The 26,154-nt window shown below is 64.0% G+C and carries 26 protein-coding genes; 14 read left to right on the plus strand and 12 right to left on the minus strand.

Going from position 1 to position 26,154, the window contains the following annotated elements:
• The first annotated feature begins 132 nt into the window (after positions 1 to 132).
• From purF to AC5RWO_RS14365, 3 genes are read left to right on the plus strand one after another with little or no spacing between them, the layout of a single operon-like run.
• Complete coding sequence (purF, locus tag AC5RWO_RS14355) at positions 133 to 1,689, plus strand: amidophosphoribosyltransferase (protein WP_498732097.1); 1,557 nt, start codon at positions 133 to 135, stop codon at positions 1,687 to 1,689.
• Complete coding sequence (gene purM, locus AC5RWO_RS14360; RefSeq protein ID WP_498732098.1) at positions 1,686 to 2,807, plus strand: phosphoribosylformylglycinamidine cyclo-ligase; 1,122 nt, start codon at positions 1,686 to 1,688, stop codon at positions 2,805 to 2,807. Before purF ends, purM begins: the two co-directional genes overlap by 4 nt.
• 32 nt (positions 2,808 to 2,839) lie before the next feature.
• Entirely contained in the window at positions 2,840 to 3,343 is a 504-nt protein-coding gene (locus tag AC5RWO_RS14365) for a 2'-5' RNA ligase family protein (protein ID WP_498732099.1), read from the plus strand.
• Between the two features lie 69 nt (positions 3,344 to 3,412).
• On the opposite strand, the gene AC5RWO_RS14370 is transcribed toward AC5RWO_RS14365, so the two are convergent.
• Positions 3,413 to 3,640, minus strand: coding sequence for a DUF3073 domain-containing protein (locus tag AC5RWO_RS14370; RefSeq protein WP_074701078.1), 228 nt, complete (start codon positions 3,638 to 3,640; stop codon positions 3,413 to 3,415).
• Positions 3,641 to 3,913: 273 nt separating this feature from the next.
• On the opposite strand from AC5RWO_RS14370, the gene AC5RWO_RS14375 reads away from it, so the two are divergent.
• Entirely contained in the window at positions 3,914 to 5,152 is a 1,239-nt protein-coding gene (locus tag AC5RWO_RS14375) for a septum formation family protein (protein ID WP_498732100.1), read from the plus strand.
• A 95-nt stretch (positions 5,153 to 5,247) separates the two neighbouring features.
• Here AC5RWO_RS14375 and clpB read toward each other — a convergent pair whose 3' ends face one another.
• Positions 5,248 to 7,848 (minus strand): ATP-dependent chaperone ClpB, encoded by a 2,601-nt coding sequence (gene clpB / locus AC5RWO_RS14380; RefSeq protein ID WP_498732331.1) that lies wholly within the window; start codon positions 7,846 to 7,848, stop codon positions 5,248 to 5,250.
• A 237-nt stretch (positions 7,849 to 8,085) separates the two neighbouring features.
• Between clpB and AC5RWO_RS14385 the strand changes: the two genes are divergently transcribed.
• The gene (locus AC5RWO_RS14385) at positions 8,086 to 8,613 is read left to right on the plus strand and encodes a GNAT family N-acetyltransferase (RefSeq protein WP_498732102.1); all 528 of its coding nucleotides are present in this window, start codon (positions 8,086 to 8,088) and stop codon (positions 8,611 to 8,613) included.
• 15 nt (positions 8,614 to 8,628) lie between these two features.
• A complete protein-coding gene (locus AC5RWO_RS14390) occupies positions 8,629 to 9,231 on the plus strand; it encodes a HutD/Ves family protein (protein ID WP_498732103.1) in 603 nt (200 codons plus the stop codon).
• 14 nt (positions 9,232 to 9,245) lie between these two features.
• Here the strand turns inward: AC5RWO_RS14390 and AC5RWO_RS14395 are convergent, their stop codons facing one another.
• Positions 9,246 to 9,818, minus strand: coding sequence for a YceI family protein (locus tag AC5RWO_RS14395; RefSeq protein ID WP_498732104.1), 573 nt, complete (start codon positions 9,816 to 9,818; stop codon positions 9,246 to 9,248).
• Positions 9,819 to 10,058: 240 nt separating this feature from the next.
• Between AC5RWO_RS14395 and AC5RWO_RS14400 the strand changes: the two genes are divergently transcribed.
• Positions 10,059 to 10,529 carry a pyridoxamine 5'-phosphate oxidase family protein gene (locus AC5RWO_RS14400; RefSeq protein WP_498732105.1) on the plus strand — a complete coding sequence of 157 codons (471 nt, stop codon included), beginning with the start codon at positions 10,059 to 10,061 and terminating at the stop codon, positions 10,527 to 10,529.
• 5 nt (positions 10,530 to 10,534) lie between these two features.
• On the opposite strand, the gene AC5RWO_RS14405 is transcribed toward AC5RWO_RS14400, so the two are convergent.
• Positions 10,535 to 10,984, minus strand: coding sequence for a YccF domain-containing protein (locus AC5RWO_RS14405; protein ID WP_498732106.1), 450 nt, complete (start codon positions 10,982 to 10,984; stop codon positions 10,535 to 10,537).
• Positions 10,985 to 11,101: 117 nt separating this feature from the next.
• Entirely contained in the window at positions 11,102 to 12,745 is a 1,644-nt protein-coding gene (locus AC5RWO_RS14410) for a DEAD/DEAH box helicase (protein ID WP_498732108.1), read from the minus strand.
• Positions 12,746 to 12,997: 252 nt separating this feature from the next.
• On the opposite strand from AC5RWO_RS14410, the gene trmB reads away from it, so the two are divergent.
• Entirely contained in the window at positions 12,998 to 13,933 is a 936-nt protein-coding gene (gene trmB, locus AC5RWO_RS14415; protein WP_498732109.1) for a tRNA (guanosine(46)-N7)-methyltransferase TrmB, read from the plus strand.
• Between the two features lie 30 nt (positions 13,934 to 13,963).
• Here trmB and AC5RWO_RS14420 read toward each other — a convergent pair whose 3' ends face one another.
• Both AC5RWO_RS14420 and AC5RWO_RS14425 read right to left on the minus strand, forming a co-directional pair.
• Positions 13,964 to 14,623: a zf-HC2 domain-containing protein gene (locus tag AC5RWO_RS14420; RefSeq protein ID WP_498732110.1), complete on the minus strand. Its 660-nt coding sequence runs from the start codon at positions 14,621 to 14,623 to the stop codon at positions 13,964 to 13,966.
• On the minus strand, positions 14,620 to 15,111 hold the full coding sequence (locus tag AC5RWO_RS14425; protein ID WP_498732111.1) for a sigma-70 family RNA polymerase sigma factor: 492 nt from the start codon (positions 15,109 to 15,111) through the stop codon (positions 14,620 to 14,622). Before AC5RWO_RS14425 ends, AC5RWO_RS14420 begins: the two co-directional genes overlap by 4 nt.
• A 208-nt stretch (positions 15,112 to 15,319) precedes the next feature.
• Between AC5RWO_RS14425 and AC5RWO_RS14430 the strand changes: the two genes are divergently transcribed.
• The 3 genes from AC5RWO_RS14430 to AC5RWO_RS14440 all read left to right on the plus strand — a co-directional run bounded on the left by AC5RWO_RS14430 (position 15,320) and on the right by AC5RWO_RS14440 (position 16,576).
• The gene (locus AC5RWO_RS14430; RefSeq protein ID WP_139004525.1) at positions 15,320 to 15,865 is read left to right on the plus strand and encodes a COG4315 family predicted lipoprotein; all 546 of its coding nucleotides are present in this window, start codon (positions 15,320 to 15,322) and stop codon (positions 15,863 to 15,865) included.
• A gap of 51 nt (positions 15,866 to 15,916) precedes the next feature.
• Complete coding sequence (locus AC5RWO_RS14435) at positions 15,917 to 16,093, plus strand: hypothetical protein (RefSeq protein ID WP_498732112.1); 177 nt, start codon at positions 15,917 to 15,919, stop codon at positions 16,091 to 16,093.
• A 108-nt stretch (positions 16,094 to 16,201) separates the two neighbouring features.
• Positions 16,202 to 16,576 carry a UPF0758 domain-containing protein gene (locus AC5RWO_RS14440; protein ID WP_498732113.1) on the plus strand — a complete coding sequence of 125 codons (375 nt, stop codon included), beginning with the start codon at positions 16,202 to 16,204 and terminating at the stop codon, positions 16,574 to 16,576.
• Here the strand turns inward: AC5RWO_RS14440 and AC5RWO_RS14445 are convergent.
• From AC5RWO_RS14445 to AC5RWO_RS14465, 5 genes are all read right to left on the minus strand, one after another.
• A complete protein-coding gene (locus AC5RWO_RS14445) occupies positions 16,506 to 16,931 on the minus strand; it encodes a heat shock protein transcriptional repressor HspR (RefSeq protein ID WP_498732114.1) in 426 nt (141 codons plus the stop codon). The two genes, AC5RWO_RS14440 and AC5RWO_RS14445, sit on opposite strands and share 71 nt — an antisense overlap.
• 21 nt (positions 16,932 to 16,952) lie before the next feature.
• A complete protein-coding gene (locus AC5RWO_RS14450; RefSeq protein ID WP_498732115.1) occupies positions 16,953 to 17,930 on the minus strand; it encodes a DnaJ C-terminal domain-containing protein in 978 nt (325 codons plus the stop codon).
• A gap of 96 nt (positions 17,931 to 18,026) precedes the next feature.
• The gene (locus AC5RWO_RS14455; protein ID WP_498732116.1) at positions 18,027 to 18,698 is read right to left on the minus strand and encodes a nucleotide exchange factor GrpE; all 672 of its coding nucleotides are present in this window, start codon (positions 18,696 to 18,698) and stop codon (positions 18,027 to 18,029) included.
• Between the two features lie 2 nt (positions 18,699 to 18,700).
• Positions 18,701 to 20,578, minus strand: a complete 1,878-nt coding sequence (dnaK, locus tag AC5RWO_RS14460; RefSeq protein ID WP_498732117.1) for a molecular chaperone DnaK — start codon at positions 20,576 to 20,578, stop codon at positions 18,701 to 18,703.
• A 255-nt stretch (positions 20,579 to 20,833) separates the two neighbouring features.
• Positions 20,834 to 22,966: an MMPL family transporter gene (locus AC5RWO_RS14465; RefSeq protein ID WP_498732118.1), complete on the minus strand. Its 2,133-nt coding sequence runs from the start codon at positions 22,964 to 22,966 to the stop codon at positions 20,834 to 20,836.
• A gap of 105 nt (positions 22,967 to 23,071) precedes the next feature.
• On the opposite strand from AC5RWO_RS14465, the gene AC5RWO_RS14470 reads away from it, so the two are divergent.
• Genes AC5RWO_RS14470 through AC5RWO_RS14480 form a run of 3 tightly spaced genes read left to right on the plus strand, consistent with a single transcriptional unit; the run spans position 23,072 to position 26,123 of the window.
• On the plus strand, positions 23,072 to 23,713 hold the full coding sequence (locus AC5RWO_RS14470) for a DapH/DapD/GlmU-related protein (RefSeq protein WP_498732119.1): 642 nt from the start codon (positions 23,072 to 23,074) through the stop codon (positions 23,711 to 23,713).
• A 10-nt stretch (positions 23,714 to 23,723) separates the two neighbouring features.
• A complete protein-coding gene (locus AC5RWO_RS14475) occupies positions 23,724 to 24,530 on the plus strand; it encodes a class I SAM-dependent methyltransferase (RefSeq protein ID WP_498732121.1) in 807 nt (268 codons plus the stop codon).
• Between the two features lie 12 nt (positions 24,531 to 24,542).
• Positions 24,543 to 26,123, plus strand: a complete 1,581-nt coding sequence (locus tag AC5RWO_RS14480; RefSeq protein WP_498732122.1) for a phytoene desaturase family protein — start codon at positions 24,543 to 24,545, stop codon at positions 26,121 to 26,123.
• Positions 26,124 to 26,154 lie beyond the last annotated feature (31 nt).

Raw genomic sequence — 26,154 nt, forward strand, 5'->3', positions numbered from 1 at the left:
CCGCATCCACGGTTCATCCCCAGTGCCGTTGCTCACGCTGAACCCCTCCGGGCCCAAGGACGGCGCGCCCGGCCGGCCTTAGTTGCCGTAATCCGTTGCCCGGGTCCGTTATTAGCGTGAGACAATACTGAGGTGGCACGCGGTGACGGAAAACTTTCCCATGATCTTCTCCCCGGCGAAAAGGGACCCCAGGATGCCTGTGGCGTCTTCGGAGTCTGGGCCCCAGGCGAAGAAGTAGCAAAACTTACCTACTACGGACTGTACGCTCTGCAGCACCGCGGACAAGAGTCCGCAGGTATCGCCACGAGCGACGGCAAGCGCATCAATGTCTACAAGGACATGGGGCTGGTGTCCCAGGTATTCGACGAGACGACGCTGAACACGCTGAACGGCCATATCGCCGTCGGCCATTGCCGCTACTCCACTACGGGCGGCTCAACCTGGGCAAACGCGCAGCCGACCCTCGGCGCAACCGCTACGGGCACCGTAGCGCTGGCGCACAACGGTAACCTGACCAACTCCGCCGACCTCTACGACAAGGTCATCGAGAAATTCGGCAAGCCGGACCGCGGCGAGCTGGCCCAGGGCAACACTACGGACACTGCCTTGGTGACAGCGCTGATGGCGGGCGAGCCCGGCCAGAGCCTCGAAGAGCGCTCCATGGAGCTGCTGCCGAAACTGCGCGGCGCCTTCTGCTTCACCTACATGGACGAAGGAACCCTCTACGCGGCACGGGATGAGTCCGGTGTCCGCCCGCTGGTCCTCGGCCGGCTGGAACGTGGCTGGGTGGTCGCGTCCGAAACCGCTGCCCTCGACATTGTCGGCGCCTCGTTTGTGCGCGAAGTCGAGCCCGGCGAGTTCATCGCCATCGACGAGAACGGCCTCCGCTCCCAGCGCTTCGCGGAGAAGAAACCCGCTGGCTGTGTCTTCGAATACGTCTACCTGGCCCGCCCGGACACCTCCATCAACGGCCGCAGCATCCACGCCGCACGCGTCGAGATGGGCCGCCGTCTGGCCAAGGAACACCCCGTTGACGCTGATTTGGTAATTCCGACGCCGGAATCAGGCACGCCGGCGGCCATCGGCTATGCCGAGGAATCCGGCATCCCCTACGGACAGGGCCTGGTCAAGAACGCGTACGTCGGCCGGACCTTCATCCAGCCGAGCCAGACCATCCGCCAGCTGGGCATCCGGTTGAAGCTGAACCCGCTCCGCAGCGTGGTGCAGGGCAAGCGCCTGGTCGTCATCGACGACTCGATTGTCCGCGGCAACACCCAGCGGGCGCTGGTTCGCATGCTCCGCGAAGCCGGCGCGGCGGAGGTCCACGTCCGGATCTCCTCGCCGCCCATCAAATGGCCGTGCTTTTACGGCATCGACTTCGCCAGCCGCGCCGAACTGATCGCCAACGGAATCGGCGTGGCCGAAGTCCGCGCCTCGCTGGGCGCCGACTCGCTGGGCTACATCTCCGAAAACGGCATGATCGAAGCCACCGAGCAGCCGCGCGAGAAGCTGTGCACCGCCTGCTTCACCGGCGAATACCCGATCGAACTGCCGGACGCCAGCCGCCGCGGCAAGAACCTGCTCGAACGGCCGAATGCCGACGAACAGGAGCACGGCTCCTGCGACCCGGGCCCGGACTCGGATTTGGAAAACCTCCTGACTGACGATGACAAGAAAGAGCGAGTATGACCTCCCCTGACCTGGGCGCCAGCCAGATCACCTATGCCAGCGCCGGCGTTGACGTTGAAGCCGGCGACAAAGCCGTTGAGCTGATGAAGGGTGCTATCAAGGCCACTCACAACTCCAACGTCATCGGTGGGGTCGGCGGGTTCGCCGGGCTCTACGATGTCTCCGCGCTCCTGAAGTACCGCAAGCCCCTGCTGGCCACCTCCACAGACGGCGTCGGCACCAAGGTCGCCATCGCGCAGGCCATGGACATCCATGACACGATCGGCTTTGACCTGGTCGGCATGGTCGTGGACGACATCGTCGTGGTCGGCGCCGAGCCGCTGTTCATGACCGACTACATCGCCTGCGGCAAGGTTGTCCCCGAACGCATCGCCGCCATCGTCCGCGGCATCGCGGCCGCCTGCGAAGTCGCCGGTACCGCGTTGGTCGGCGGCGAAACGGCGGAACACCCCGGCCTGCTGGGTGAACACGAGTACGACGTCGCAGGCGCAGCCACCGGCGTGGTGGAAGACGACAACCTGCTGGGCCCGGACCGGGTCAAGGACGGGGACGTGGTTATCGCCATGGCTTCCTCGGGCATCCATTCCAATGGCTATTCGCTGGTCCGCCGCGTGATCAACCACGCCGGCTGGGCCCTCGACCGCCAGGTCTCCGAACTGGGCCGGACTCTTGGCGAGGAGCTCCTCGAACCGACCAAGGTCTACGCAGCGGACTGCCTCGATCTGGCACGGTACGAGGCGGCCGGCGTGCATGGCTTCAGCCACGTGACCGGCGGCGGTCTCGCTGCGAATCTTGCGCGCGTGCTGCCGCAGGGCCTGATGGCCACCGTGGACCGTTCAACGTGGGAACTGCCCGCCATCTTCAAGCTTGTCGCCCAGCTCGGCAATGTCCCGCAGGCAGACCTGGAACGGACCCTGAACCTCGGGGTGGGCATGGTTGCCATCGTGGACGCTGCCGGCGCCGATGCCGCACTGGCACGGCTGAACGAGCGCGGCATGACCGCGTGGGCCATGGGCACCGTCGGTGCTGTTGATGGCTCGCTGTCCGGGCCGGACTTCGTCCAGGGCGCCAAGGGTGTCGACGGCGGAGCCGTGCACCTCGTCGGCAACTACGCATAGCCTCACCGGGTCCCGGGTGCCAGACTGGGCACATGGGAGCATTCGTCGTCGTTGTTTTTGTGCAGCCGGTTGCTGCCGGTCTCACGTTCGAGCGTTCACGATGGCCGCTGCACATAACCTTGGCACGCTTTGACACGAAAGAAAGCGCCGACGTCGTCATGGGCCGCCTCGGTCCGGCGCTGACACGACACCTGGGCTTCGGGGTGCGGATCGGCGCGGACGACTATTTCGGCCGCAACGGCACGGTGCACGTCTCGCTGGTGGAACCGGTGCCCAGCCTGCAGCGCCTGCATGAGGAATGTCTTGCTGCTGTTGGTCCCGATGCTCATGTCCTGAGCCCGCACCATACCGGCAAATATTTCCGGCCACATGTCAGCCATACCGAGGGCCGGCTTCAGCCCGGCGACGAGGTCTTGGTGCGGCAGGCGGCATTGGTGGACATGCGCCCGGACTCGGACAGCCGGTTCCGCCGGGTCCTCGGAGTGTGGGATGGCAATGCGGAGGTCGATGTCAGCCTGCCGTTAAACGCCTCTTAGCGGCGCGCCGGGCACGCCGCTAAGAGATGAGATTCAATGCTGAAAGTGCCGGCAACTGCCCGGCGATGCTCAGCCGATGCGGCGAGTTTCCTCGTCCTCATCGTCGAATTGATCTGCGTACTTGTCCTCATACGCCGAATAGTCCGGCTCAGCCGGTTCCTCCGGATACCGGCTGGAGGCACTACTCTTAGACGCTGCCAGCTCACGCTGTAGCGCCGTGTAGTCAGTGTTCGGGGTGAAGTACTTCATCTCCCGAGCCTGCTTGGTTGCTTTTGCCTTTTGACGGCCGCGCCCCATGGCGTGACCCCCTTTATCGCCTCGATCCGGAGGTGGTCGCTCGGGCGACGAGCGAGGCCCCGGAATGTTTGATCAATTCTGTCGTATATCTAGGGTACATGCTTTCTGCAGGTCCCGTTGCCGCAGCACAGGCAGCGAAGTTCGCAAAATCCGGTCCGTCACAGCCCGGTCCCGTCGCGATAACCTGCATTGGCGCCTGATAGTTGGCTAAAGTCGGGAGTAACGGAAATTTCCGCAGAACGCGGGGCAGGTATCAGGAAGGCAATTTTCCCCATGAGCGAACAAGGCAAAAAGCCAGACGACGCCGCCCCGGCGGCCGAACCGGAGGCTGATGCCGCGCCCGTCGCGGAGCCGGAGCTTCAGACGAACCCCGAAGAGCTGAAATTTTCGGAGCCCAAGCTCGACCAGGCCCGGATCGGCAACGATGCCGCGCAGGAAGCCGAGCTTGATGCCGTTGCCGCCGAAACCGAGGCTGCGGCCAAAGAAGCCGAAGCGGCCGGTCAGCAACTCGGCCGTGGCCAAAGCCCGGATGTTCCGGCAACCGCAGCAGGGACCGCACCTGCCGGCGCGGCGGCCGGCGATACCGCGCCCGCTGCCGTGTCCGGCGACGAAACCAATGCTGGCCTGAGTCTGGAAGCGGTGTCGCCAGAGCCGCAATGGGCCCCGGAGGCCACCGATGGCAAACAGTGGGATCGGATCTTCGACGCGGTCCAGGTTTCTGCCGCGGCGCAACACGCAGAGGGCGGCGCCCCTGCCTCCGAGGAGGCAACCGCCGATGCCAGCCCGCCTGTGTGGACAGGAGGCAACGCCGAGGCGCAGCCCCGTGCAGCCACTCCCCCGCCCGCCGAGAATCCCGGCAGCGTACCGCCGTCGCAATGGGATCCTGCTCCGGGAACTTCCGACGGAGATACCCCGCAGAACACGTGGTATTCAATCGGCCAGCCAACCTCCGGGAAGAAACCGCCAGTAGCCCCTGGCAGCGCCGACAGACCGCGGGGCAAAGCCCTGCTGTTCATTGGCCTCGGCATTGCCGCCGCCATCGTGATTATCGCGGTGATCATCATCAGCCTCCTCAACAGGGGCGGCGAACCAACGGGTACCGCCACGAGCTCCTCACCGGCCGTTGCGGAGGAGTCGCCGGGCGCGGACGGGATCATTGCGGAAGACGTTTCGCCGTTCGACTTCAAAGAGGGCCAGTGCTTCATCGACTTCGAAGCGGCCACGCAGAATGCCACCGTCGTCAGCTGCGAGACCCCGCATGCTGCCCAGCTCGTCGGCACGTACTTCTATGAAGAGGCCGACGAATTCCCGGGCAAGGACGAACTCAACGTACAGGCCGAGGAATTCTGTTCAGCCATTGAGCTGAATGACAATGCCGACGAGTACGGGAACCTGCGCAATTCCTATGGCATGCCGTCGGAAGGCACCTGGCAGGAAGGTGACCGCCGCATCGACTGCTTTGTCATCTCCGACGAGGGCAACAACATCTCGGCGTCCCTGATCGGCGAATAAGCGCTACGGCGCCGGCGCCGAAGACAACCAGCAAAGCAGCAGCAGAGCCTGCCCTATAACCGGGGCAGGCTCTGCTGCTTTGCGCAGGGCGGGTGCTACTTCGCCCGGACGGTCAGGCCTTCGACACCGCCCTCGAGGGAGGCATCGGCGACGTCCACCAGGACGGTGTCACCATCCGAGATGTCGCCGGCGAGCAGGCCGCGGGCCAACCGGTCGCCGATCTCCCGCTGCACCAGGCGGCGCAGCGGACGGGCACCGTACGCCGGATCAAAGCCAGTCAACGCGAGCCACTCACGGGCTGCGTCCGTCACCTCCAGGGTGAGTCGGCGCTCATTGAGCCGGGCCGCGAGCGACTGTACCTGCAGGTCCACGATGCGGGACAGCTCTTCGATGCTCAGCGGATCAAACATGATCACGTCATCCAGCCGGTTCAGGAACTCTGGCTTGAAGCTCGCGTTGACCACCTTCATAACCGCTTCGCGCTTCTGCCCGTCGTCCAGCATCGGGTCAACCAGGAACTGGGAACCCATGTTGGAGGTCAGCACAAGGATCACGTTGCGGAAGTCAACGGTGCGGCCTTGGCCGTCGGTGAGCCGTCCGTCGTCGAGCACCTGAAGCAGGATGTCGAACACTTCCGGATGCGCCTTCTCGACTTCGTCCAGCAGCACTACGGAGTACGGCCGGCGGCGAACCGCTTCGGTCAGCTGGCCGCCTTCTTCGTAACCGACATAGCCCGGAGGGGCACCCACGAGACGGGACACGGAATGCTTTTCCGAGTACTCGCTCATGTCGATCCGGACCATCGCGCGCTCGTCGTCGAACAGGAAGTCCGCCAGCGCCTTGGCCAGCTCAGTCTTGCCGACACCCGTGGGCCCTAGGAACAGGAAGGAGCCGGTGGGCCGATCCGGATCGCTGATGCCAGCGCGGGCGCGCCGGACCGCGTCGGACACAGATGCTACCGCCTTCGTCTGGCCGATCAGGCGGCCGCCGATGAACTGTTCCATCTGGAGCAGCTTCTGCGACTCTCCCTGCAGCATGCGCCCGGCAGGAATTCCGGTCCACGCCGAAATGACCTCGGCGATGTCGTCCGCACCAACCTCCTCAGACACCATGAGTTCAGGTGCTTCTGTCTCGGTTTCGGCTGCCTGGGCAGCATCCAGGTCCTTCTGCAAGGCCGGGATTTCGCCATAGAGAATACGGGAGGCTTCGGCCAGGTCGCCGTCGCGCTGGGCCTTGTCCGCGAGGCTCCGCAGCTCATCGAGTTTCGCCTTCAGGTCACCAACCCGGTTCAAGCCGGCCTTCTCGGCTTCCCAGCGGGCATTGAGCGCGGCCAACTGCTCCTTCTTGTCAGCCATGTCAGCGCGCAAAACCTCAAGCCGCTCCTGCGACGCCACGTCCGTTTCATCGGCGAGGGCCAGTTCCTCCATGGTCAGCCGATCGACGGCACGGCGGAGCTGGTCGATCTCCTCGGGAGCCGAGTCGATTTCCATCCGCAGCCGGGAGGCGGCTTCGTCCACGAGATCGATCGCCTTGTCCGGCAGTTGCCGGCCGGCGATATAGCGGTTGGACAAGGTCGCCGCGGCGACCAAAGCCGAATCGGCAATGGAAACCTTGTGGTGCGCTTCGTAACGTTCCTTCAGGCCGCGGAGGATGCCGATGGTGTCGTCCACGCTGGGTTCCCCTACGTACACCTGCTGGAAGCGGCGTTCCAAGGCCGGATCCTTCTCCACGTTCTCGCGGTATTCATCCAGCGTGGTGGCACCGATCATGCGCAGTTCGCCACGGGCCAGCATGGGCTTGAGCATGTTGCCCGCGTCCATGGATCCTTCTGACGCACCGGCACCGACGACGGTGTGGAGTTCGTCGATAAAGGTAACGATCTGTCCGTCCGAATTCTTGATTTCCTCCAGTACGGCCTTCAGCCGTTCCTCGAACTCGCCGCGGTATTTGGCGCCGGCCACCATGGAGCCCAGATCGAGGCTGATCAGTGTCTTGCCCCGCAGAGACTCCGGGACATCGCCGGCGACTATGCGCTGCGCCAAGCCTTCCACCACCGCGGTCTTGCCGACGCCCGGCTCACCGATCAGTACGGGGTTGTTCTTAGTCCGGCGCGAGAGAACCTGGACAACGCGCCGGATTTCGGAGTCGCGCCCGATCACAGGGTCCAGCTTGCCGGAGCGTGCAATGGCGGTCAGATCCACGCCAAACTTCTCCAGGGCCTGGAAGGTATTTTCCGGGTCGGCACTGTCCACCTTGCGGTCGCCGCGCACGCCGGGCAGCGCCGCCCGCAGTGCTTCATGCGAAGCGCCGGCACCCTGCAGAATTGTCCCTGTGGCAGCCGAGTCAGCGGCCAGCCCCAGCAGCAGGTGTTCGGTGGAAATGTAGGAGTCACCCAGCTTTTCGGCCTCCTGCTTCGCCACATTGATGACCTGCAGTATGCCGCGCGAGTACTGTGCTTGGGCCACCGAAGTCCCGGACGATGCCGGCAAGGCTTTGATGGCAGAACTGGCCTGGACGCTGACCGCATCCGGATCAGAGCCCGCAGCTTTGAGCAGTGCGACGGCGACACCTTCACGCTGGTCCATCAGCGCCTTGAGTAGATGCGCCGGCTCAACCTGGGGGTTCCCCGCCGTCGAGGCGTTCATGGCAGCGGAGGAGAGAGCCTCCTGGCTCTTGGTAGTGAATTTTGCGTCCAACACAAGCTCCCTTCCATCGACTGTTGTGCATGACTTCAACGCAACTAAGTTGAGTGTACTACGCTCAACTTTGAAAGTAAAGTTATCCACAGCCTCCCCGACGCCGGCCACTCCTATCGTGGCATCGCAAAACAGGTACGTGAAGGAAACCTGCCGGATAGCGAGTACGGCACCTCGCGTGACGCGACTACGCTGGTGTCATGGCAGGAATTCCGGCAAGGCCACGGCAGGCAGGCGATGGAAACAACGCTGCAGACTGAGCGACTGATCCTCAACAGGCCACGGGGCGAGGACGTGGACGCCATGTTCCGGCTCCTCTCCGACCGGCGGACCACCCGGCACAATCCCGGCGACGCGCTGGGCTGGCGCGAAGAAGCAGAAGGCCTGTTCGCGCATTGGGAGGACCAGTGGGACCGTCACGGCGTGGGCTACTTTGCCGTCCGGCTGCCTGACCGCACTGACCCGATTGGTTTTGTCGGCGTCAAACATGTGCTGCTCGACGACCGTCCAGTCCTTAATCTGTACTACCGCCTGGAACACCGCTCGTGGGGAAAAGGCTACGGGACCGAAGCAGTCCGCGCCGTCGTCGTGCATGTGAACGAACTGTTGGAGTTGCCGCCCATCATGGCCCGGGTCAAGCCCCGCAATGTCGCCTCCGCAAAAATTGTTGCAGGTCTGGGTTTCATACGGGCACCTGGCCTGGATCTGTCGGCCGATGACGAGCATGAGGACGTCTATGTGTTGAACTGGGACAGACACCTCTGAGCGATAAAGGAAAACATGCGCATCATTGAATTCGCGTCGTTGAAAGTGCAGCCCTGGCGCAATGGCGGCGGCGTTACGCGTAAGATTGCGTTGGGTGGCACAGCAACGGAGCCGGTGTGGCGGCTGAGCATCGCCGACATTGCGGCGGCCAGCGCCTTCTCCTCATTCCCCGGCATGGAGCGCACTTTCACCGTGGTCGAAGGGGACGTTGTTGAACTGACGGTCGACGGCGTTGCGCGCCGGCTGGAGCGGTTCCGCCCTTTTAGGTTCGACGGCGACAGCACCACCTCATGTGCGCTTCCTACCGGTGCCTGCCGTGCCCTGAACGTCATGACCCGCAAGGATTCCTTCGGTGCCGGCGTCCTCATTGCAGAGTTATCCAAGAAACAACCGCTGCCCCTCCAGCCGGACCAGTTCCTTGTGCTGCTGCAGGGACAGGCACAGGTTCTGGATGGAAACGCTACGCGGACCTTGGCGCCATTCGACACCGTCGCCGGCAGCACTCCGCAGGATGAAGCAGCCACGGGGGTTCCGGGCGAGCCGCAAGACGATGTTACGCGCCCGCCCGAAATCAGCGGCCGAGGTTTCGCCGCCCTGGTGTCGGTCTTCGCCCTGTAACGTGGCCAGGCGTCCTATCCGCCGTCGTCCGCACTGTTTTCAACTTTCACCGCAGAGACCTCGAATTCGAGCACAATCCGGTCGGACACCAGTACCCCGCCGGAGTCCATCGCCGTGTTCCACTTAACGCCAAAATCCTGGCGGTTGATCCGGCGGGTGCCTTCGAAACCGGCGCGCAGTTGTCCGCCCGGGTCCCGTTCGACGCCGACGAACTCGATGGGAATGGAAATCTGCTTGGTGATGCCGCGGATGGTGAGGTCCCCGTTGACGATGAAATTGCGATCGTCCACCTGATCGATCTGCGTGCTGACGAAGGTGATCTCCGGGTAATTCGGTGCGTCGAAAAAGTCGTTGGTCCGCAGGTGCCCGTCCCGCTGTTCGCTGCGCGTATCAATGCTGGCTACTTTGATGGTGAGCTTGACTGACGAATTGGACGGATTTTCCACATCCGCATGGATGATCCCGTCAAACTCGTTGAAGGCACCCCGTACTTTGGTGACCATAGCGTGCCGGGTGGAAAATCCGATGCGGGTATGTGCCGGATCAAACCGCCACTCTCCGGACAAGTCGGCTGTGAGCTCAGACATTGCTGCCTCCTGAAAATAGGGCACAGGCACTGCCTCCCCAGGCAGATGGATGTGTCCGGCCCATGAGTAAATAGCCTGAACGGCTATGCAGGTAATTCCAGCACATCCGCAGGGAGATTGCACCTGTTTTCCCCGATGAATGATGCTTCCGAGGGCACTGCTGCTGCACCCTGCGAAGGCTGGCAAGGTGGCGCTGACCGGGGCTATCTTCCTGACCTCCAGCTCAAATAGACTGTGGTCATGACGGCACTAGAGGCATCTCAGGGCATTGAAAACCTTTCCTCCAGCCAGTGCTGGGAAATGTTCCGCAGTACCGATTTCGGCCGGCTCGCAGTGGTTGTGGAAGGGCATCCGGAGATTTTTCCCATCAACTACGTCGTCGATCATGGCTCCATCGTTTTCCGCACCGCGCGGGGCACGAAACTGGATGGTGCGCTCTCCGGCGTCAACGTCGCGTTTGAGACGGACGGCTACAACCCGGCAACCAATATGGCCTGGAGCGTGGTCCTCAAGGGTCCCGCCGAGCGCCTGAGCGGCATTGAAGACGTCTTGGCCTCGTCCATGCTGCCCCTATTTCCCTGGCAGGGCGGCGAGAAGAACAACTTTGTCCGGGTTGTCCCGTCGGACATCACCGGTCGGCGCTTCCGAGTGCAGTCCGTCGCTCGCCGCAATCCCGGGGTTAGCGATGCACGCCGGCTCAACGTCGAATAATCGCTCTAGCGTCCGTACTCCGGGTACTTCCGGTCGTAACCGATGACCGGGTACTGCTTGTCATAGCCGATGAACGGACGGTCCGTGGGCACAATTTCCTTGCCCAGCGGCGTCAGGGATACCGGAATCATTTTCAGGTTGGCGATCGCCATGGGGATGCCGATGATCGTCACCGCCTGCGCGATGGCCGTAGCCACGTGCCCGATGGCGATCCAGATCCCGGCCACCAGGATCCAGATGATGTTGCCCAGCGTCGACATTACATAGGTGCGGCCGCCTTTGTCCACCACCTTCCTGCCGAACGGCCACAGCGCGTACCCGGCAATCCGGAAGGACGCGATGCCGAAGGGAATGGTGATGATCAGCGCGCAGCAAATGATGCCGGCCAGGAAATACCCCGCCGCCAGCCAGATGCCGCCCAGCAGCAGCCAGATGATATTCAGTATTGCCCTCATACCACCCATTCTGGCGGCTGCAAACAATATGCGCCATCAGGCAAGGCCCTGACCAGCCCCTCAATCGGGGTCGGTCAGGGCCTTGGCTGGCGCGCTCGTTGAGCGCCGATGAGGGAACTAGCGGCTGCGGCGGGCGTTGCTGGCCGGCGCCGAGGCGCGGCGGTTGCCGCGGCGCGGGGTGGACGACGAGGGCGCCTGACCGGGGCCGCGTCCCTCGCCGCGTGCGCTGGATGGCTGCTGTCCGCCAGCAGACCCTGCCGTACGCTGCCCGGTGGCCCGCTGTCCTGTGGCAGGACGGCGCGAACGGCCCGGCTGAGCTACATCGGCGTCAGCACGGCGGCCACCCGGGGCAGCGGTATTGCGCGCTGCGGGTCCGCGGCCGGCACCGTCTGCCGCAGTTGCGCGGCTTGTTCCACCAGCGGATGCACCGGCAGTGCGGCCGCGGCCACCCTGGGACCGGGCAGCGCGCTTGCGCTGGGCATTGGCTCCGGTGGACTTGCCCTGCTTAGGGGCAGCACCCCGGTGGGCAGCCTTGGCATCCATTGCCGCACGGCGGGCTACCGGGTCTACCGGGGCCGCGACGTCCCCGACAAGTTTGGCCACCAGCGGAGAGGAAGCGGTCACGGATTCAAAGGCTACGTCAACGCCGGCAGCCTTCATCAGCTTGCCGACTTCGAGCTTCTGGTCCGGGATCACGATGGTGACAACCGTGCCGTCGGTGCCCGCACGAGCGGTACGGCCGGAACGGTGCAGGTAAGCCTTGTGTTCCGTGGGCGGGTCAACATGCACGACGAGTTCGATCTCATCGACATGCACGCCGCGGGCGGCCACATCGGTGGCCACCAGGACGCGGACGTCGCCCGAGGAGAACTCCGCCAGGTTCCGGTCGCGGGCATTCTGCGAAAGGTTTCCGTGCAAATCCACCGCGGGAATGCCTGAATCGGTCAGGGTCTTAGCCAGCTTGCGCGCGTGGTGCTTGGTGCGGGTGAACAGAATACGGCGGCCGGCGCCGGACGCCAGCGCCTTCACCAGCTGCTTCTTCACGGTTTGGTCCGGTGAGACCAGCACATGGTGCTCCATAGTGCTTACGGCGGCCTGCGGGCTGTCCACGGAGTGGGTCAGCGGGTTGGACAGGTAACGCTTGACGAGTTTGTCCACACCGTTGTCCAAGGTGGCGGAAAACAACATGCGCTGGCCCTGGCTCGGAGTGGTATCGAGCAGGCGCTGGACCACGGGAAGGAAGCCCAGGTCCGCCATGTGGTCCGCTTCGTCGAGGACGGTGATTTCCACCGACTCCAGCGTGAGGATCTTCTGCTTCATCAGATCCTCGAGACGCCCGGGGCAGGCGACCACAATATCGACGCCGGCGCGCAGCGCTTTTTCCTGCCGCTGCTGCGAGACGCCGCCGTAGATCACGGTGGTGTTCAGGCCCATTTCGCGGGCCAGCGGCTCGATGGTCGCGTTGATCTGCGTAGCCAGCTCGCGGGTGGGAGCGAGCACCAAGCCCAGCGGGCGGCCCGGCTTACGGCGGTAGGCTGCTTCCTGCTCGGCCAGCCGGGACACCAGCGGCAGGGCAAAGGCGAGCGTCTTTCCGGATCCGGTGCGGCCCCGGCCAAGGACGTCGCGTCCAGCCAGCGTGTCCGGGAGGGTTTCCACCTGGATCGGGAACGGTTCGGTGATGCCGCTGCCGGTCAACGAGGTGACGAGCGGCGAGGGAACTCCGAGCTGCTTAAAGGAGCGCACGGCAGTAGAGATAGTCATGAGAGTAATCAGGTACTTTCGGTCAGTGTCCCCGGCACCGGCATGGCCCAGGGTTTCGCCGAAGAAAATCATCAGACAGAGTCAACCGCTCGGCTTCTTACCTGTTGGTCAGGACTTCTGGAGAAGCGATGGAACTGCGGGAGAAATGTGAAAGCGTTCATCGACGCAGGGAACGTACACCAATGCACGCTCCAAGTAGGTCAAGTTTACCAGTCCCAAGGCACCTTCCCGACCACGGCTATTCTGAAGGAGATGACTCACGAGACCAGTTCTTCCCACACTCCTTCTTCCGGCGGCACCGGCAACGCTGACGGCGACACCGAAACCGCGCATGCAGCGGAGCCATTCCTGACCCGTACTGTCAGCTTTGTCCGCCGCGGCAACCGGCTGCAGGGACGCCGGCAGCAGGCCTGGAACGACTATGCGGAAAAGTACGTGATCGACGTCCCCCGGGACAAGACCGACACATCGGTGCATCCGGGCTTCGTTCTCGACGCAGACGCCGCTTTCGACCGTCAAGCACCGCTCGTCGTCGAAATCGGCTCCGGGCTGGGAGAAGCCGTCTGCCACGCCGCCGAGCAGGACCCCGCGCGCAACTTCCTGGCGCTTGAGGTCTACAAGCCCGGACTGGCGCAAACTCTGCTGCGGGTGGGGCAAAAGGGTCTGCGCAACGTCCGGGTGGTCCAGGCCAACGCGCCGGAGGTGCTCGCCACCATGCTCCCGGCCGGGTCGGTCAGCGAATTGTGGGTCTTTTTCCCTGACCCGTGGCACAAAACGCGCCACCACAAGCGCCGCCTCGTACAGGAAAGCTTTGCCGGTTTGGCGGCGCGCGTGTTGGAACCGGGGGGCTTGTGGCGGCTGGCCACGGACTGGTCTTCCTATGCCATCCAGATGCGCGACGTGGGCGAGGCCTCGGAGGACTTTGACAATGTCCATGCCGGCGAACGTTCAGGCGCGGACAGTCCGCTGACCAAAGTCTGGGAAAGCGGCGTCGAAAAGGTGGTCGGCGGCGCCCCGGTCCGCGAGGGCAAACTGCCGGTCAGCACGGGCAACGCAAGCGAAGGTGAAGGCATGGACGACATCGGCGGCTGGGCGCCTCGTTTCGAGGGCCGGGCGCTGACCAGCTTCGAGCAGAAGGCGCATGAGGCGGGCCGGGAGATTTTCGATCTGACGTATCGCCGCAGGTAGCCGTAGGCGCTGGCCGCAGGCCCCGGGCGTTCAGTCCCGCGTGACTACCGAGGCGACCGGGACAGCGTCATCATTCTTGATCTCGACCCTGACGATCTCTTCAGTTCCGATGTCGGTAGCTGCCGTGAGCCGTGCCCGGCCTGCGGGCGTTGCCTTCCACGTGGCCACCTGGCGGGCCTTGCCCGTGGAGTCGGTGACCCAGAGGGACAACACCCCGCTGTCGGGCAGCTGTTCGCCGTCCACAGCCAGCTCGGTGCCCCACCGCTTGTACACCAGGTCCAGATCCACCTGCAGGCCGCGGGAGGAAGCCATCGTATAGCTGTCCATCTCCTGCTCGGGCGCCGTGACCATCGGTCCGACAACCGCACCGATGATCAGCGATGCCGCCGCGACGGCGGCAACCAAGCCAGCCACCCGGCGTCGTGCTTTGCGGCGGCGCACCGCCAATTCGTTCAGCAGCCGCTTGGTATGCTGCTGGATTTCTTCGATGGGCGGTTGCGCCAGCTCCAGCGCTTCGTCCCGCGGCACGGCGTCGAGCATGCCTGGAAGGCTCTCCAGTTCCGCGGCCTCCTGGCGGCAGACCGGGCAATCGTTGAGGTGTGCTTCGAAGGCCCTGGCCTCATCCCGCCGGAGACCGCCGAGGATGTAAAGCCCGAGCAGTTCGCGCAACTGCTCATGGTCGGCTTTCATCGCTTGACTCCCATTTCATCAAGCACGGACCGTAGAGCTTTCACACTGTAAAAGGCACGCGACTTGACCGTCCCCAGCGGTACGTGAAGTTCCTCGGCCGCCTCGGCGGCGGTCAGCCGTTGGTAATGCAACGCCAGAATGACGTTCCTGTGGTCCACGCTGAGCCTTGTCAGGGCTTCCTCCATAATCACTTTGAGCAAGAGCCGATCCACTTGGTCGGCCGTTGCCAACTCTTCTTCCGGCATGTTTGTTTCCTGGGCCCTGCTGCTGCGGCGCCTGTGATTGTCGATAATGACGTGCCGCGCGGTCCGGTACAGGTAACCGCGCATGTTCTCGACCTCCGGGCCCAGTTTCCAGACGCGCAGGATCGTCTCCTGCACTACGTCTTCGGCCTGGTCCGGGTCTGAAGTGGCGGCCAGCACGAACCGCCTAAGTGCCGCCGCATGGTCGCGGTACAACTGCGCGACCGCTTCTTCTTCCATCGACATCGACGTTCCTCCTGACCGGACAGCCCGGGTTCCGGAGCCCTCCGCAATCAGGAAGACGTGCCCAACAGCGGAAAGGTTCACCGGTAGGGAAGAAGAACATCCCCCAGGCGTTGAACCATTTTCGCCCGGCACTACGTCTTTGCCAATAGCGGCCTGCAACGGGCGGGCCGGGACCGAGCGCAGCCCGGTTGATCGTTAGGAATTCCTCATGAAAATCAAACTCAGTGGTGCTGCTGCCCTTATGACCGCAGCCCTTCTCGGCCTCACCGGATGCGGAGGCGGCGACGAATCAGGCACGGAAGCCCCGCCGCCGGCCGAGGAAACGACCGCCATGCCCGAGACCACCGAATCGGCACCGGGCGGGGCAAGTGCCCCGGCCTCCGGTGAAGCCGGTGCGATGGCTGGTTCCCAGCTCATGACTGCCGAAACCGATCTCGGTGAGATTGTGGTCGATGGCGAGGGAATGACCGTCTACTACTTCACCAAGGACGAAAAGGATTCCGGTGTCAGCAACTGCACCGGCGACTGCCTGGTCGCGTGGCCGCCTGTCCTGACGGAAGGCGATGCCCCGGAAGTTGAAGGCATCACGGCGGAAGTCGGAACTATCGACACCCCTGATGGCAAGAAGCAGGTGACCATTGACGGCATGCCGATCTACTACTGGCAGAATGACAAGGCCCCGGGAGACGTCGACGGCCAGGGCGTCAACGACGTCTGGTATGTAGTGGCCCCGGATGGCGAAATGATCCGCTGAAAGAAAGAAGATTAGTCTTGGTTCCCGATTGAAACCAAGACGTGGCAGGGCATGATCGATACAACCGAGGCCATGCTCATTCGTCAGACAGGCGGAGGGTCCGACGCGCGGGTGGACGAGGCCAACACGGCCGGAGTATCCACCCGGGCGGGACTCTCCGCCTGTCTGACGTCCCAGGACATGACTGGTTACAATGCCATGACTGCCAGTGAACGCGCTGCCGGGTGATCGTTACGGCCGGGCCCCATCTCTACAGGGGCCGTTACACACCTGCCGTGTCCACATGGTCTCGGCGCGGCCTTCGGATCAGGCGTGCCTGCGCCTAGCGTCGACCGTATGAGCACAATCGAAAAGAACCATCTCGCAATTGCGCAGATGCAGGCGGAAGACCGGCCCAGGGAGCGCATGGCGCGGATGGGCATCCGCAGGCTGAGGGACGCGGAGGTGCTGGCGCTGGTCATCGGATCCGGGACGCGGGATGCCAGCAGTCTGGAACTGGCGCAGTCGGTCCTGAAAAGGCTCGGCGGTCCGGCCGGGCTGCAGCTCGCCGACCCCGGGGAACTTCAGGAAGTGCCCGGTGTCGGCGCTGCTCTGGCCGCACGGATCGCCGGCGCCATGGAGTTATCGCGGCGGGCAGCTCTCAGGAGTGCGGCCGCCAGACCACCAAGGCCTGGCTCCGTGGCCGCGGACGCTTCCCGCGGGCCAGAGTAACAACGTCTCCGGCCAGCCCGGCGGCGAATACCCGGCTCGCTTCCGTTCCACTCTGCCGCCGCGTGCTTTCGAGCTCGGCGGTCAGTTCCTGCACTCGGGAGCGCAGCGCGTTCACCTGGTTCTCCAGCTCCAGGATCCGCTTGATGCCCTCAAGCGACACGCCTTCCTGCGACAACCGCTGGACCTCACGCAGGGTGTCCACGTCGCGTTGCGAATAGCGCCGCTGGCGGCCACGCTGCCGGGACGGTGAGACCAGGCCCAGCCTGTCGTACTGGCGCAGGGTTTGCGGATGCATCTCCGCGAGCTCTGCAGCTACGGAGATCACAAAGATAGGCGCGTTGCGGTCAATACCCATTGCTCTCTCCATATCTGTCGCCTAAAGCCTGGCCTTGGCTGCCAGGTTGGCGCGAGGATTCGCATCCCCCGTGGCCGCGGCGAATGCCTTGACGGCTTCTTCGGCTTCCTTGTTCAGGTTTTGTGGAACAACGACGTCAATGGTTACCAGCAGATCTCCCGTCGCCTTGCCCGTCTTAACACCGCGTCCCTTGACCCGCAGCGTCCGTCCTGATGGCGTGCCGGCAGGCACCTTAACCTTCACCGCTTCGCCGTTCATGGTCGGAACGTCGATCTGCGCTCCCAACGCCGCCTCATCGAAGGTCACCGGGACATGGATCCGAAGGTTGTCACCGTCGCGCGTGTAGAAAGTATGGGGCTGTACATTCACGGTAACCATCAGGTCGCCGCTGCCGGCAGGGCCGGGCTGACCTTTGCCTCGGACGCGGACCTTTTGACCGTCCTTAATTCCGGCGGGAATACGGACGTCAATGACTTCGCCGGAAGGCTCGCGCAGTCCGATGGTGGTTCCCTTGATGGAACCGGCAAAGGAAATGCTGGTGGAGGCGGTCCGGTCCGCACCTTTGCGCGGCGGCGCCTGCGGCGGCTGGAACCCGCCCCCGAACCCACCGCCGAATAGGTCGGCAAACTCGGGCGGGATATTCCCGTTGCCGAATCCGCCGGCTGAACGGCTGCGGGTGCCCTGACCGAACATATTGCCGAAGATGTCCTCAAACCCGCCGCCACCGGGTGTGCCCGCTCCCCCAGCGGTAAAGCGGGCCCCACTGCCCATCGCCCGGATGGCGTCGTACTGCTGGCGCTCTTCCGGATCGGAGAGTACCGAATAAGCTTCGGAGACGTCCTTGAACATCTTTTCAGCCGTGGCATCAGAGGAATTCGTGTCCGGATGGTACTTCCGGGCAAGTTTGCGGTATGCCTTCTTGATGTCGGCATCCGACGCGTCCTTGGAGACACCAAGGATCTTGTAAAAGTCCTTCTCGACCCAATCCTGGCTAGCCATTCAGGCGCCTCCCTTCGTGTAGTTCAAAGTCTATGGTGGCCCGAGAGCCCATGAGAGCCGGGGACGCCTTTACGACGTCCCCGGCCTCGTTCGGAGCTACTCGGCCGGTACAGCCACGATCACCTGGGCAGCACGCAGGACGCGATCCCCGGACTTGTACCCGGTCCGAAGGATCTGGCTGACCGAATCGACCTGGACATCCGCGCTTTGCTGCTGCATCAGCGCTTCGTGGATATTCGGATCGAACTCCACGTCCGTCTCGGAGATCGGTTCCAGACCGTAGACCTTCAGGACGTTTTCCAGCTTGGCTGCGATTGCGGCGAAGGGTCCGTCCTCGAGGTCGCCGTGCTGGCGTGCGGCATCGATATCATCAAGTACCGGAAGCAGCGAGTTGAGAACACCGATGATGGCCATCTGGCCGGCCACCGCGCGGTCCCGTTCCACCCGCTTGCGGTAATTGACGTACTCCGCCTGAAGGCGCAGCAGGTCATTCCTCAGCTCTGCCGCCTGTTCCGAGTCCACGCCCTGGGCTACCGACTCCCCGGCGGGAACGTCGGTACTGTTCAGGATCGCCTCGGCCTGGGACAGAGCGTCACCCTCAACATCCTCGGATGCGGGTGCCTCCGCGGCGGCAGCCTCCTCGGCTGCCTCCGCTTCGGCAGGTGCTTCCTGGCCACGGACCTTGCCCGTCTCCGGGTCAATCTTACGGTTGTCGCGGAAGCTCACCGGCTCTGACTCGTGCTCGTGCTCGTTACCGTGGTGGGGCATAGTTACTTCTTCTCTTCTTCCTCGTCGACAACCTCAGCGTCGACGATGTCCTCGTCAGCGTTGGCAGAGCCCTGTCCGGCGGTGCCGTCTGCTCCCGGTGCACCCTCGCCGGCTGCGCCGGAGGCCTGGGCCTGCGAGTAGATGGCCTCGCCGAGCTTCGTCTGGGAAGCCTGCAGCTTCTCGAACGCGGACTTCACCTCGTCGTCGTTGTCCTGCTTCTCCAGTGCGGATTTCAGGGCATCGACGTCGGCCTTGACCTCGGTCTTGACCTCTTCGGGCAGCTTGTCGTCATTGTCGGCGAGCAGCTTGTCCACAGAGTAGGCCAGCTGTTCGGCCGAGTTGCGGACGTCTGCGGCCTCGCGGCGCTTCTTGTCCTCGGCCGCGTGTTCCTCGGCCTCGCGCACCATGCGGTCGATGTCATCCTTGGACAGCGCGGTACCGCCCGTGATGGTCATGGACTGCTCGGCGCCGGTGCCCTTGTCCTTGGCGGACACGTGGACAATACCGTTGGCGTCGATGTCGAAGGTGACCTCGACCTGGGGCACGCCGCGCGGAGCCGGCGCGATGCCGGTCAGCTCGAAGGTGCCCAGCGGCTTATTGTCCCGGGTGAACTCGCGCTCGCCCTGGAAGACCTGGATGGCCACCGACGGCTGGTTGTCATCCGCCGTGGTGAAGGTCTCGCTCCGTTTGGTCGGGATGGCGGTGTTGCGCTCGATCAGGTGCGTCATGATGCCGCCCTTGGTCTCGATGCCGAGGGACAGCGGGGTGACGTCGATGAGCAGCACGTCCTTGCGCTCACCCTTCAGCACGCCAGCCTGGAGAGCAGCGCCCACGGCGACGACCTCGTCCGGGTTCACGCCCTTGTTCGGCTCCTTGCCGCCGGCCATTTCCTTGACCAGGTCGACCACTGCGGGCATGCGGGTGGAACCGCCGACCAGGACGATGTGGTCAATGTCGGAAACTTTGATGCCGGCTTCCTTGATGACGTCGTGGAACGGCTTCTTGGTCCGGTCCAGCAGGTCCTTGGTCAGTTCCTGGAACTTGGCACGGCTGAGGTGCTCGTCCAGGTGGACCGGGCCCTCCGGGGTCACCGAGAGGTACTGCAGCGAGATATTGGTGGAGGAAGCCGAGGACAGTTCCTTCTTGGCCTGCTCGGCAGCTTCCTTCAGACGCTGCAGGGCAATCTTGTCCTTGGACAGGTCCGCACCCTTGGACTTGGCCTGCTGGAGCAGGAAGTCCACAACGCGCTGGTCCCAGTCGTCGCCGCCGAGGCGGTTGTCGCCCGACGTGGAACGGACCTGGATGGTGGAGAAATCATCTTCATCCTTGCCAACTTCGAGCAGCGAGACGTCGAAGGTGCCGCCGCCGAGGTCGAAGACCAGGATGAGTTCGTCTTCCTTGCCCTTGTCGAGGCCGTAGGCCAGTGCGGCAGCAGTCGGCTCGTTGACAATACGCAGGACGTTCAGGCCGGCAATTTCGCCGGCTTCCTTGGTGGACTGGCGCTCAGCATCGTTGAAGTATGCCGGCACGGTGATCACAGCGTCGGTGACCTTCTCGCCCAGGTAAGACTCGGCGTCGTGCTTGAGCTTCTGCAGCACGCGTGCGGAGATTTCCTGCGCGGTGTAGTTCTTGCCGTCGACCTCGACCTTCCAGTCGGTGCCCATGTGGCGCTTGACCGATGCGATGGTGCGCTCGATGTTGTTGACGGCCTGGCGCTTGGCGATTTCGCCGACGAGGACCTCGCCGGACTTGGAGAATGCCACGACCGATGGGGTGGTGCGGCCACCCTCGGCGTTGGCGATGACGGTGGGCTCGCCACCTTCCAGTACGGAAACCACGGAGTTGGTGGTACCGAGGTCAATACCTACTGCACGAGACATACGCTTGTCCTTTCATGATGAACCGAAGACCGGCCCGAAATAGTGGTCCCGCCGCCGCCCGCGGCCCTTGAGGACCGGACCGGCGGAGCCCTGGCATTGCAGGGCCTGAACCATATTGAGCGTTCTGCACTCAAGTTTACTCAGACACGAAACGATGTCAATTCAACTTGAGCCAGGCCGACTCAAGTTTGGCTCGAAGGGTCAGCATCACCGTTCAGGCGGAAGACCGCCAGCGCGCGGTTTCGGGCTTGAACCTCAGGCCTTCGCCTCCACCTTGTGTGCGGCGGATTCAGCGCTCGGCGAAGTCCGCGAGAGCTTGCTTGGCCACCAGATGCGTCGGCCCAGATCGTACGACAGCGCGGGAACCAGCAGCGAGCGCACCAGCACAGTATCCAGCAGGACCCCGAAGGCCACGATGAAGGCCAGCTGCCCCAGGAACAGGATGGGGATGACACCCAGAGCCGCGAAAGTGGCCGCCAAGACGATACCGGCCGAGGTGATGACACCTCCGGTGGCCCCCAGTCCGCGCAGGATCCCCGGGCGGGTGCCGATTTTCAGGGATTCTTCCCGCACCCGGGTCATGAGGAAAATGTTGTAATCCACGCCGAGAGCCACCAGGAAGACAAAACCGTAGAGGGGCACGGAAGCATCGGCGCCGGGGAAGCCGAAGATGTGGTTGAACACCAGCGCGGAAACGCCGAGTGCCGTCAGGTATGACAGGGCAACACTCAGGATCAGCAGCACCGGCGCCACCACGGCCCGCAGGAGCAGCATCAGGATGACCAGGATGACCAGCAGCACGATGGGCGTGATCTTGAGCAGGTCGGCCTGGGCCGTCACGTTGGTATCGAGTGCGACGGCGGAGACCCCGCCTACCAGCGCGGTTTCATCCACGGCGTCCAGATCGGCTCGGAGATCGGCGACATCGTTCTCCGCGCCTTCCGAATCGGCGGCCTTCTCCAGCGTGGCCTTGATCATCACGCGCCCGTCCAGTTCAACCACTTCGCCGTCTTTGCTGAAGAAGTCGGCTGCGGCAACGCCATCATGTCCGCGTACGGCGGTGAGCACATCGTCCCGCACCGAGCCGTCGGCCACGATCACGGCCGGAGACCCTGTTCCGGCGTCGAAATGCCGGGCCAGCGCCTCCTGCCCGTCCTCCGAGTCCGTTTGCACCATCACCAGTTCGGACTGCGGAACGCCGTGCGCCTGCAGCTGCAAGACGCCAAGGGACCCCGCCACGAGGACCAGCAGCGAGACGAGCCAGGTGGCGCGCGGACGTTTGGCAATCAGTCTGGCTACCAGGCGCCAGGTACCGCGCAAGTCCTCGGCACCAGCTGGCGCCGTTCCGGTTTCCGCCCGGTGCGCGTGGTGTTCGGGACGCGGAACAATCGGCCAAAAGGCAGCGCGGCCGAAGATCAGCAGCAGGGCCGGCAGCAGGGAGAGTGCGGCAAGGACGGAGAAAACAATGCCGATGGCGGCGATGGGACCGAGGCTGCGGTTGGAGTTGAGGTCCGAGAACAACAGGCACAGCAGCGCCAGGACCACCGTGGCGCCGGAAGCCGCAATCGGCTCCAGCGATCCCCGGTAGGCCGTCTTCATCGCAGCCCACTTAAACTCCTGCTCCCCCAGCGCCTCACGGAAACGGGAAACCAGCAGGAGCGCATAATCCGTTGCGGCGCCAATCACCAAGATGAACAGGATGCCCTGGCTCTGCCCGCTCAACTGGATCCAGCCCACCAGCGCGAACCAATAAATCACCAGGATGGCGGCACAAAGGGCGAAGACTGACGTCAGCAGGACCAGGAAAGGCAGCAGCAGCGCCCGGTAGACGATCAGGAGAATGACGAAGACCGCCAGCAGCGCCACTCCGAGCAGCAGGCCGTCGATCCCGGCGAAGGCCTCAACCAGATCGGCGATGAACCCTGCCGGTCCGGTGACGTAAGCGGTGGCCTCCGCAGGCGATTCGGTCTGGAGCACCGTCCGCAGTTCCTCAACTGCATCCCCCGCGTCCCCCGCGATTGGGACGACGAACTCGATCGCTTCGAAATTTTCTGCCGGAATCGGGCCGGCAACCTGGCTCTCCGACCCCGCGGTCACGCCTGCCGCCTCGGCAAGCTTGTCAGCCAGCGGGACATAGGTCCGCAGCTCCTGAGGCTCGATCGCCTCGTCGAACTCAATAACGACGACGGCGGGCACGGCGTCAGAATCGAGGAACTTTTCCTGCCACTCGCCGGCCTCTGTGGACTCCGCGCTTTGCGGCAGGAACCCGGCCTGGTCATTGGTTGAGACGTCCGAAAGCTTGCCGAAAGTAGGCCCGCCAGCGCCCGCCGCAGCGAGCCACACGAGGACGATCAACACAGGGAACAAGGTTCTAAGCCAGCGCTTCATGCGTTCCTTTGAGGGGAGACAAAGTCCTCTCCACTATAAACTATTTCCATAATCGAGATAATTCCCTGAGATCCTACTATTCGGAGCTTTGATAGAAAGGACAGCATGGAACTCAACGACCTCCTTGAGGCACTGAATGCGGGCCAGACCATCACCGGGAATTCGCCGTTCCATCAGGTGATGCACCAGACCAGCCAGGATGCCCTGCGCATCACCGGTGAACTCAACGGCAGCTACCAGGAGCCGGAACACGTGCGGGAACTGTTGGCCCAGCTGACCGGCAAGCCAGTTCACGAGTCTGTGACGGTTTTCCCTCCCCTCTACTCCGACTTCGGGAAGAACATCACCCTCGGGGAGCGGATCTTCATCAATTCCGGGTGTAAGTTCCAGGACCAGGGCGGTGTGGTCATCGGGGACGACTGCCTGATCGGGCACAACACGGTGTTTGCCACGCTCAACCACGACCTCGCGCCGAGCCACCGCGCAGACATGCACCCGGCCCCCATTGTCATCGGCCGCAATGTTTGGATCGGCTCCAACGCCACCATTCTGCCGGGCGTCACCATCGGTGATGATGCCGTCGTAGCGGCCGCATCCGTGGTTACGAAAGACGTACCGGCAAAGTCCATTGTTGTGGGCTCGCCTGCGCGCGTGGTGCGCTCAGTTCCCGGCAGAACCGCGGGACCGGCGACACCTTGCGCAACAGAACGGGCACGTCGCTGTCTCGAGGAGGCCGATTCAGAGTAGTCTGCCCACTATGAAGGATGAGGTGTACTCCCACGGCCACCACCAGAGCGTTGTCAACGCACACGCAGTCCGCACTGCCGAGGACTGCGCAGCCTACCTGCTCCCCCATCTCAAGCCCGGCCTGAAACTGCTCGACGTCGGCTGCGGCCCGGGCAGTATCACCGCGGACCTGGCCGAGCTGGTGGCCCCGGGCGAGGTCATCGGGCTTGACCGCTCGGATGATGTACTCACGCAGGCTGCCGAGCTGGCGGCGCTGCGGGGACTGGAGAACGTCACCTTCGTCAGCGGCAACATCTACGACCTTGATTACGACGACGACACGTTCGATGTGGTCCACGCCCATCAAGTCCTCCAGCACCTGACGGATCCGGTTGCCGCGCTGTACGAGATGCGCCGCGTCACCAAACCCGGCGGCCTCGTGGCCGTGCGGGACGCGGACTTCCATGGCATGAGCTGGTTCCCGCAGCTGCCGGAGCTGGATGACTGGATGGACACCTATCAGCAGATCGCCCGCGGCAACCACGCGGAGCCGAACGCCGGCAGGCACCTGATTTCCTGGGCCATGGCCGCCGGGTTCCGCGACATCACGCCGTCCTCGTCCAACTGGCTCTACGCTACGGACGAGCAGCGCGCCTGGCAGGGCAACGTCTGGTCGGAGCGAGTGCTGCATTCGGCTTACGCGGAACAAGCGCTCGAACGCGGTATCACCGACCAGGCCGGCTTGGACCGCATTGCACAGGGCTGGCGGGAGTGGGCGATGGCCGCGGACGGTTGGTTCCTAATTCCCAACGGCGAAATCCTGGCCCGCAAACCGTAAGGGGGCTGCCACATGGCCGGAAAGTCCCTGCAACACGAGCATTTCGACGTCGTGATCGTCGGCGGCGGGCACAACGGTCTGGTCGCCGCAGCCTATCTGGCTAAGGCAGGCCGGTCTGTGCTGGTCCTTGAGCGCCAGGACCATCTGGGCGGCGCGGCCGTTTCCAAGGAGGTTTTCCCTGGCACCGGCGCCCTGCTCTCGCGCTATTCCTATCTGGTCAGCCTGTTTCCGCGGCAGATCATCCAGGATCTGGGCCTGGACCTGCAGCTGATCCGCCGCCGCTACTCCTCCTACACCCCCGTGCAGGATACGGACCGCGGACTACTGGTGGACAACCAGAACGGTCAGGCCACACGGGAGTCTTTTGAGTCCGTAGGGGCCGCTGTGGATTTTTCCGCTTTCGGCAACTTCTACCGCCGCACCGGGCAGTTGGCACGGACTTTGTGGCCCACGGTGACGCAACCGCTGCGCCGCCGGAGCGAGATACGGCGGCTTGTTGCGGACAACCAGCTCTGGTCGGATGTCTTTGAACGTCCCATCGGGGAGGTTATCGAACGCACTTTTTCTTCCGACCTGGTACGCGGCACTGTACTGACCGACGCGCTGATCAGCACCTTCGCCGGCGCGCATGACGCGAACCTGCAGCAAAACAAGTGCTTCCTCTACCACGTCATCGGCGGCGGCACCGGCGACTGGGACGTTCCGCGCGGAGGTATGGGAGCGGTCTCCGGAGCCTTGGAGCAAGCGGCGCGTGCGGCCGGCGCTCAGTTCCGCACGTCGTGCGAAGTCACGTCCGTCAGTCCCGAGGCAGTGGTGAGGTACGACGGCGGCGGGCGGACCGGCGTCGTCGTCTCCGGTAACTTTGTGCTCGCCAACGTTGCACCGGCGGTGCTGCACCGGCTGCTGGGCGAAGAGCCGGACGCTCCGGGCCCCGTACCTGAAGGTGCGCAGGCCAAGGTCAACCTGCTGCTGGCCCGGCTGCCAAAGCTGCTCGACCCGCAGCTTGCACCGGAGGCGGCGTTCGGCGGGACCTTCCACATCAATGAGCTGTATTCGCAGCTCGAGGCTGCCCGCGCGGCGGCCGCCGCAGGTAGCGTCCCCGACCCGCTGCCGGCCGAAATCTACTGCCACACGCTCTCGGATCCGTCCATCCTGCCGGAGCAGCTGCGCGCTTCCGGCGCACACACCCTGACCGTGTTCACTCTGCAGACCCCGCACCGGCTGCTTACCGCGGGGAACAGCAGAATGCGCCAGCAGTTACAGGACGCGGTGCTGGCCTCGCTCAACTCCGTCCTCGCCGAACCGATCGAGGACTGCCTGCTCCGCGACGCCGACGGCCGGCTGTGCATCGAAACCAAGACCACCATGGATCTGGAAGCCACCTTGAACATGCCCGGTGGCAACATCTTCCACGGGCCCTTATCCTGGCCTTTCGCCGAAGACGATGACCCGCTGGACACCCCTGCCCGCCGCTGGGGCGTGGGCACTGCTCATTCCCGCATTCTGCTCTGCGGTGCCGGCGCCCGCAGGGGCGGCGGCGTCAGCGGGCTCGGCGGCCACAACGCGGCCATGGCTGTACTCGACGAGCGCTAGGGTCCAGCTACTACCGCAGACACCTTCTTGA

This window comes from Arthrobacter sp. B055-34 (assembly GCF_059090425.1).

Excerpts from the sequence above, each read along its gene's own strand:
- dnaK (WP_498732117.1), bottom strand. The coding sequence starts at position 20,578 with ATGTCTCGTGCAGTAGGTATTGACCTCGGTACCACCAACTCCGTGGTT.
- AC5RWO_RS14440 (WP_498732113.1), top strand. The coding sequence starts at position 16,202 with ATGAGCACAATCGAAAAGAACCATCTCGCAATTGCGCAGATGCAGGCG.
- trmB (WP_498732109.1), top strand. The coding sequence starts at position 12,998 with ATGACTCACGAGACCAGTTCTTCCCACACTCCTTCTTCCGGCGGCACC.
- AC5RWO_RS14405 (WP_498732106.1), bottom strand. The coding sequence starts at position 10,984 with ATGAGGGCAATACTGAATATCATCTGGCTGCTGCTGGGCGGCATCTGG.
- AC5RWO_RS14445 (WP_498732114.1), bottom strand. The coding sequence starts at position 16,931 with ATGGGTATTGACCGCAACGCGCCTATCTTTGTGATCTCCGTAGCTGCA.
- AC5RWO_RS14395 (WP_498732104.1), bottom strand. The coding sequence starts at position 9,818 with ATGTCTGAGCTCACAGCCGACTTGTCCGGAGAGTGGCGGTTTGATCCG.
- AC5RWO_RS14425 (WP_498732111.1), bottom strand. The coding sequence starts at position 15,111 with ATGTCGATGGAAGAAGAAGCGGTCGCGCAGTTGTACCGCGACCATGCG.
- AC5RWO_RS14385 (WP_498732102.1), top strand. The coding sequence starts at position 8,086 with ATGGAAACAACGCTGCAGACTGAGCGACTGATCCTCAACAGGCCACGG.
- AC5RWO_RS14370 (WP_074701078.1), bottom strand. The coding sequence starts at position 3,640 with ATGGGGCGCGGCCGTCAAAAGGCAAAAGCAACCAAGCAGGCTCGGGAG.
- AC5RWO_RS14400 (WP_498732105.1), top strand. The coding sequence starts at position 10,059 with ATGACGGCACTAGAGGCATCTCAGGGCATTGAAAACCTTTCCTCCAGC.
- AC5RWO_RS14435 (WP_498732112.1), top strand. The coding sequence starts at position 15,917 with ATGATCGATACAACCGAGGCCATGCTCATTCGTCAGACAGGCGGAGGG.
- AC5RWO_RS14465 (WP_498732118.1), bottom strand. The coding sequence starts at position 22,966 with ATGAAGCGCTGGCTTAGAACCTTGTTCCCTGTGTTGATCGTCCTCGTG.
- AC5RWO_RS14410 (WP_498732108.1), bottom strand. The coding sequence starts at position 12,745 with ATGACTATCTCTACTGCCGTGCGCTCCTTTAAGCAGCTCGGAGTTCCC.
- purM (WP_498732098.1), top strand. The coding sequence starts at position 1,686 with ATGACCTCCCCTGACCTGGGCGCCAGCCAGATCACCTATGCCAGCGCC.
- AC5RWO_RS14470 (WP_498732119.1), top strand. The coding sequence starts at position 23,072 with ATGGAACTCAACGACCTCCTTGAGGCACTGAATGCGGGCCAGACCATC.
- AC5RWO_RS14365 (WP_498732099.1), top strand. The coding sequence starts at position 2,840 with ATGGGAGCATTCGTCGTCGTTGTTTTTGTGCAGCCGGTTGCTGCCGGT.
- AC5RWO_RS14375 (WP_498732100.1), top strand. The coding sequence starts at position 3,914 with ATGAGCGAACAAGGCAAAAAGCCAGACGACGCCGCCCCGGCGGCCGAA.
- AC5RWO_RS14450 (WP_498732115.1), bottom strand. The coding sequence starts at position 17,930 with ATGGCTAGCCAGGATTGGGTCGAGAAGGACTTTTACAAGATCCTTGGT.
- AC5RWO_RS14390 (WP_498732103.1), top strand. The coding sequence starts at position 8,629 with ATGCGCATCATTGAATTCGCGTCGTTGAAAGTGCAGCCCTGGCGCAAT.
- AC5RWO_RS14420 (WP_498732110.1), bottom strand. The coding sequence starts at position 14,623 with ATGAAAGCCGACCATGAGCAGTTGCGCGAACTGCTCGGGCTTTACATC.
- AC5RWO_RS14430 (WP_139004525.1), top strand. The coding sequence starts at position 15,320 with ATGAAAATCAAACTCAGTGGTGCTGCTGCCCTTATGACCGCAGCCCTT.
- AC5RWO_RS14480 (WP_498732122.1), top strand. The coding sequence starts at position 24,543 with ATGGCCGGAAAGTCCCTGCAACACGAGCATTTCGACGTCGTGATCGTC.
- AC5RWO_RS14475 (WP_498732121.1), top strand. The coding sequence starts at position 23,724 with ATGAAGGATGAGGTGTACTCCCACGGCCACCACCAGAGCGTTGTCAAC.
- AC5RWO_RS14455 (WP_498732116.1), bottom strand. The coding sequence starts at position 18,698 with ATGCCCCACCACGGTAACGAGCACGAGCACGAGTCAGAGCCGGTGAGC.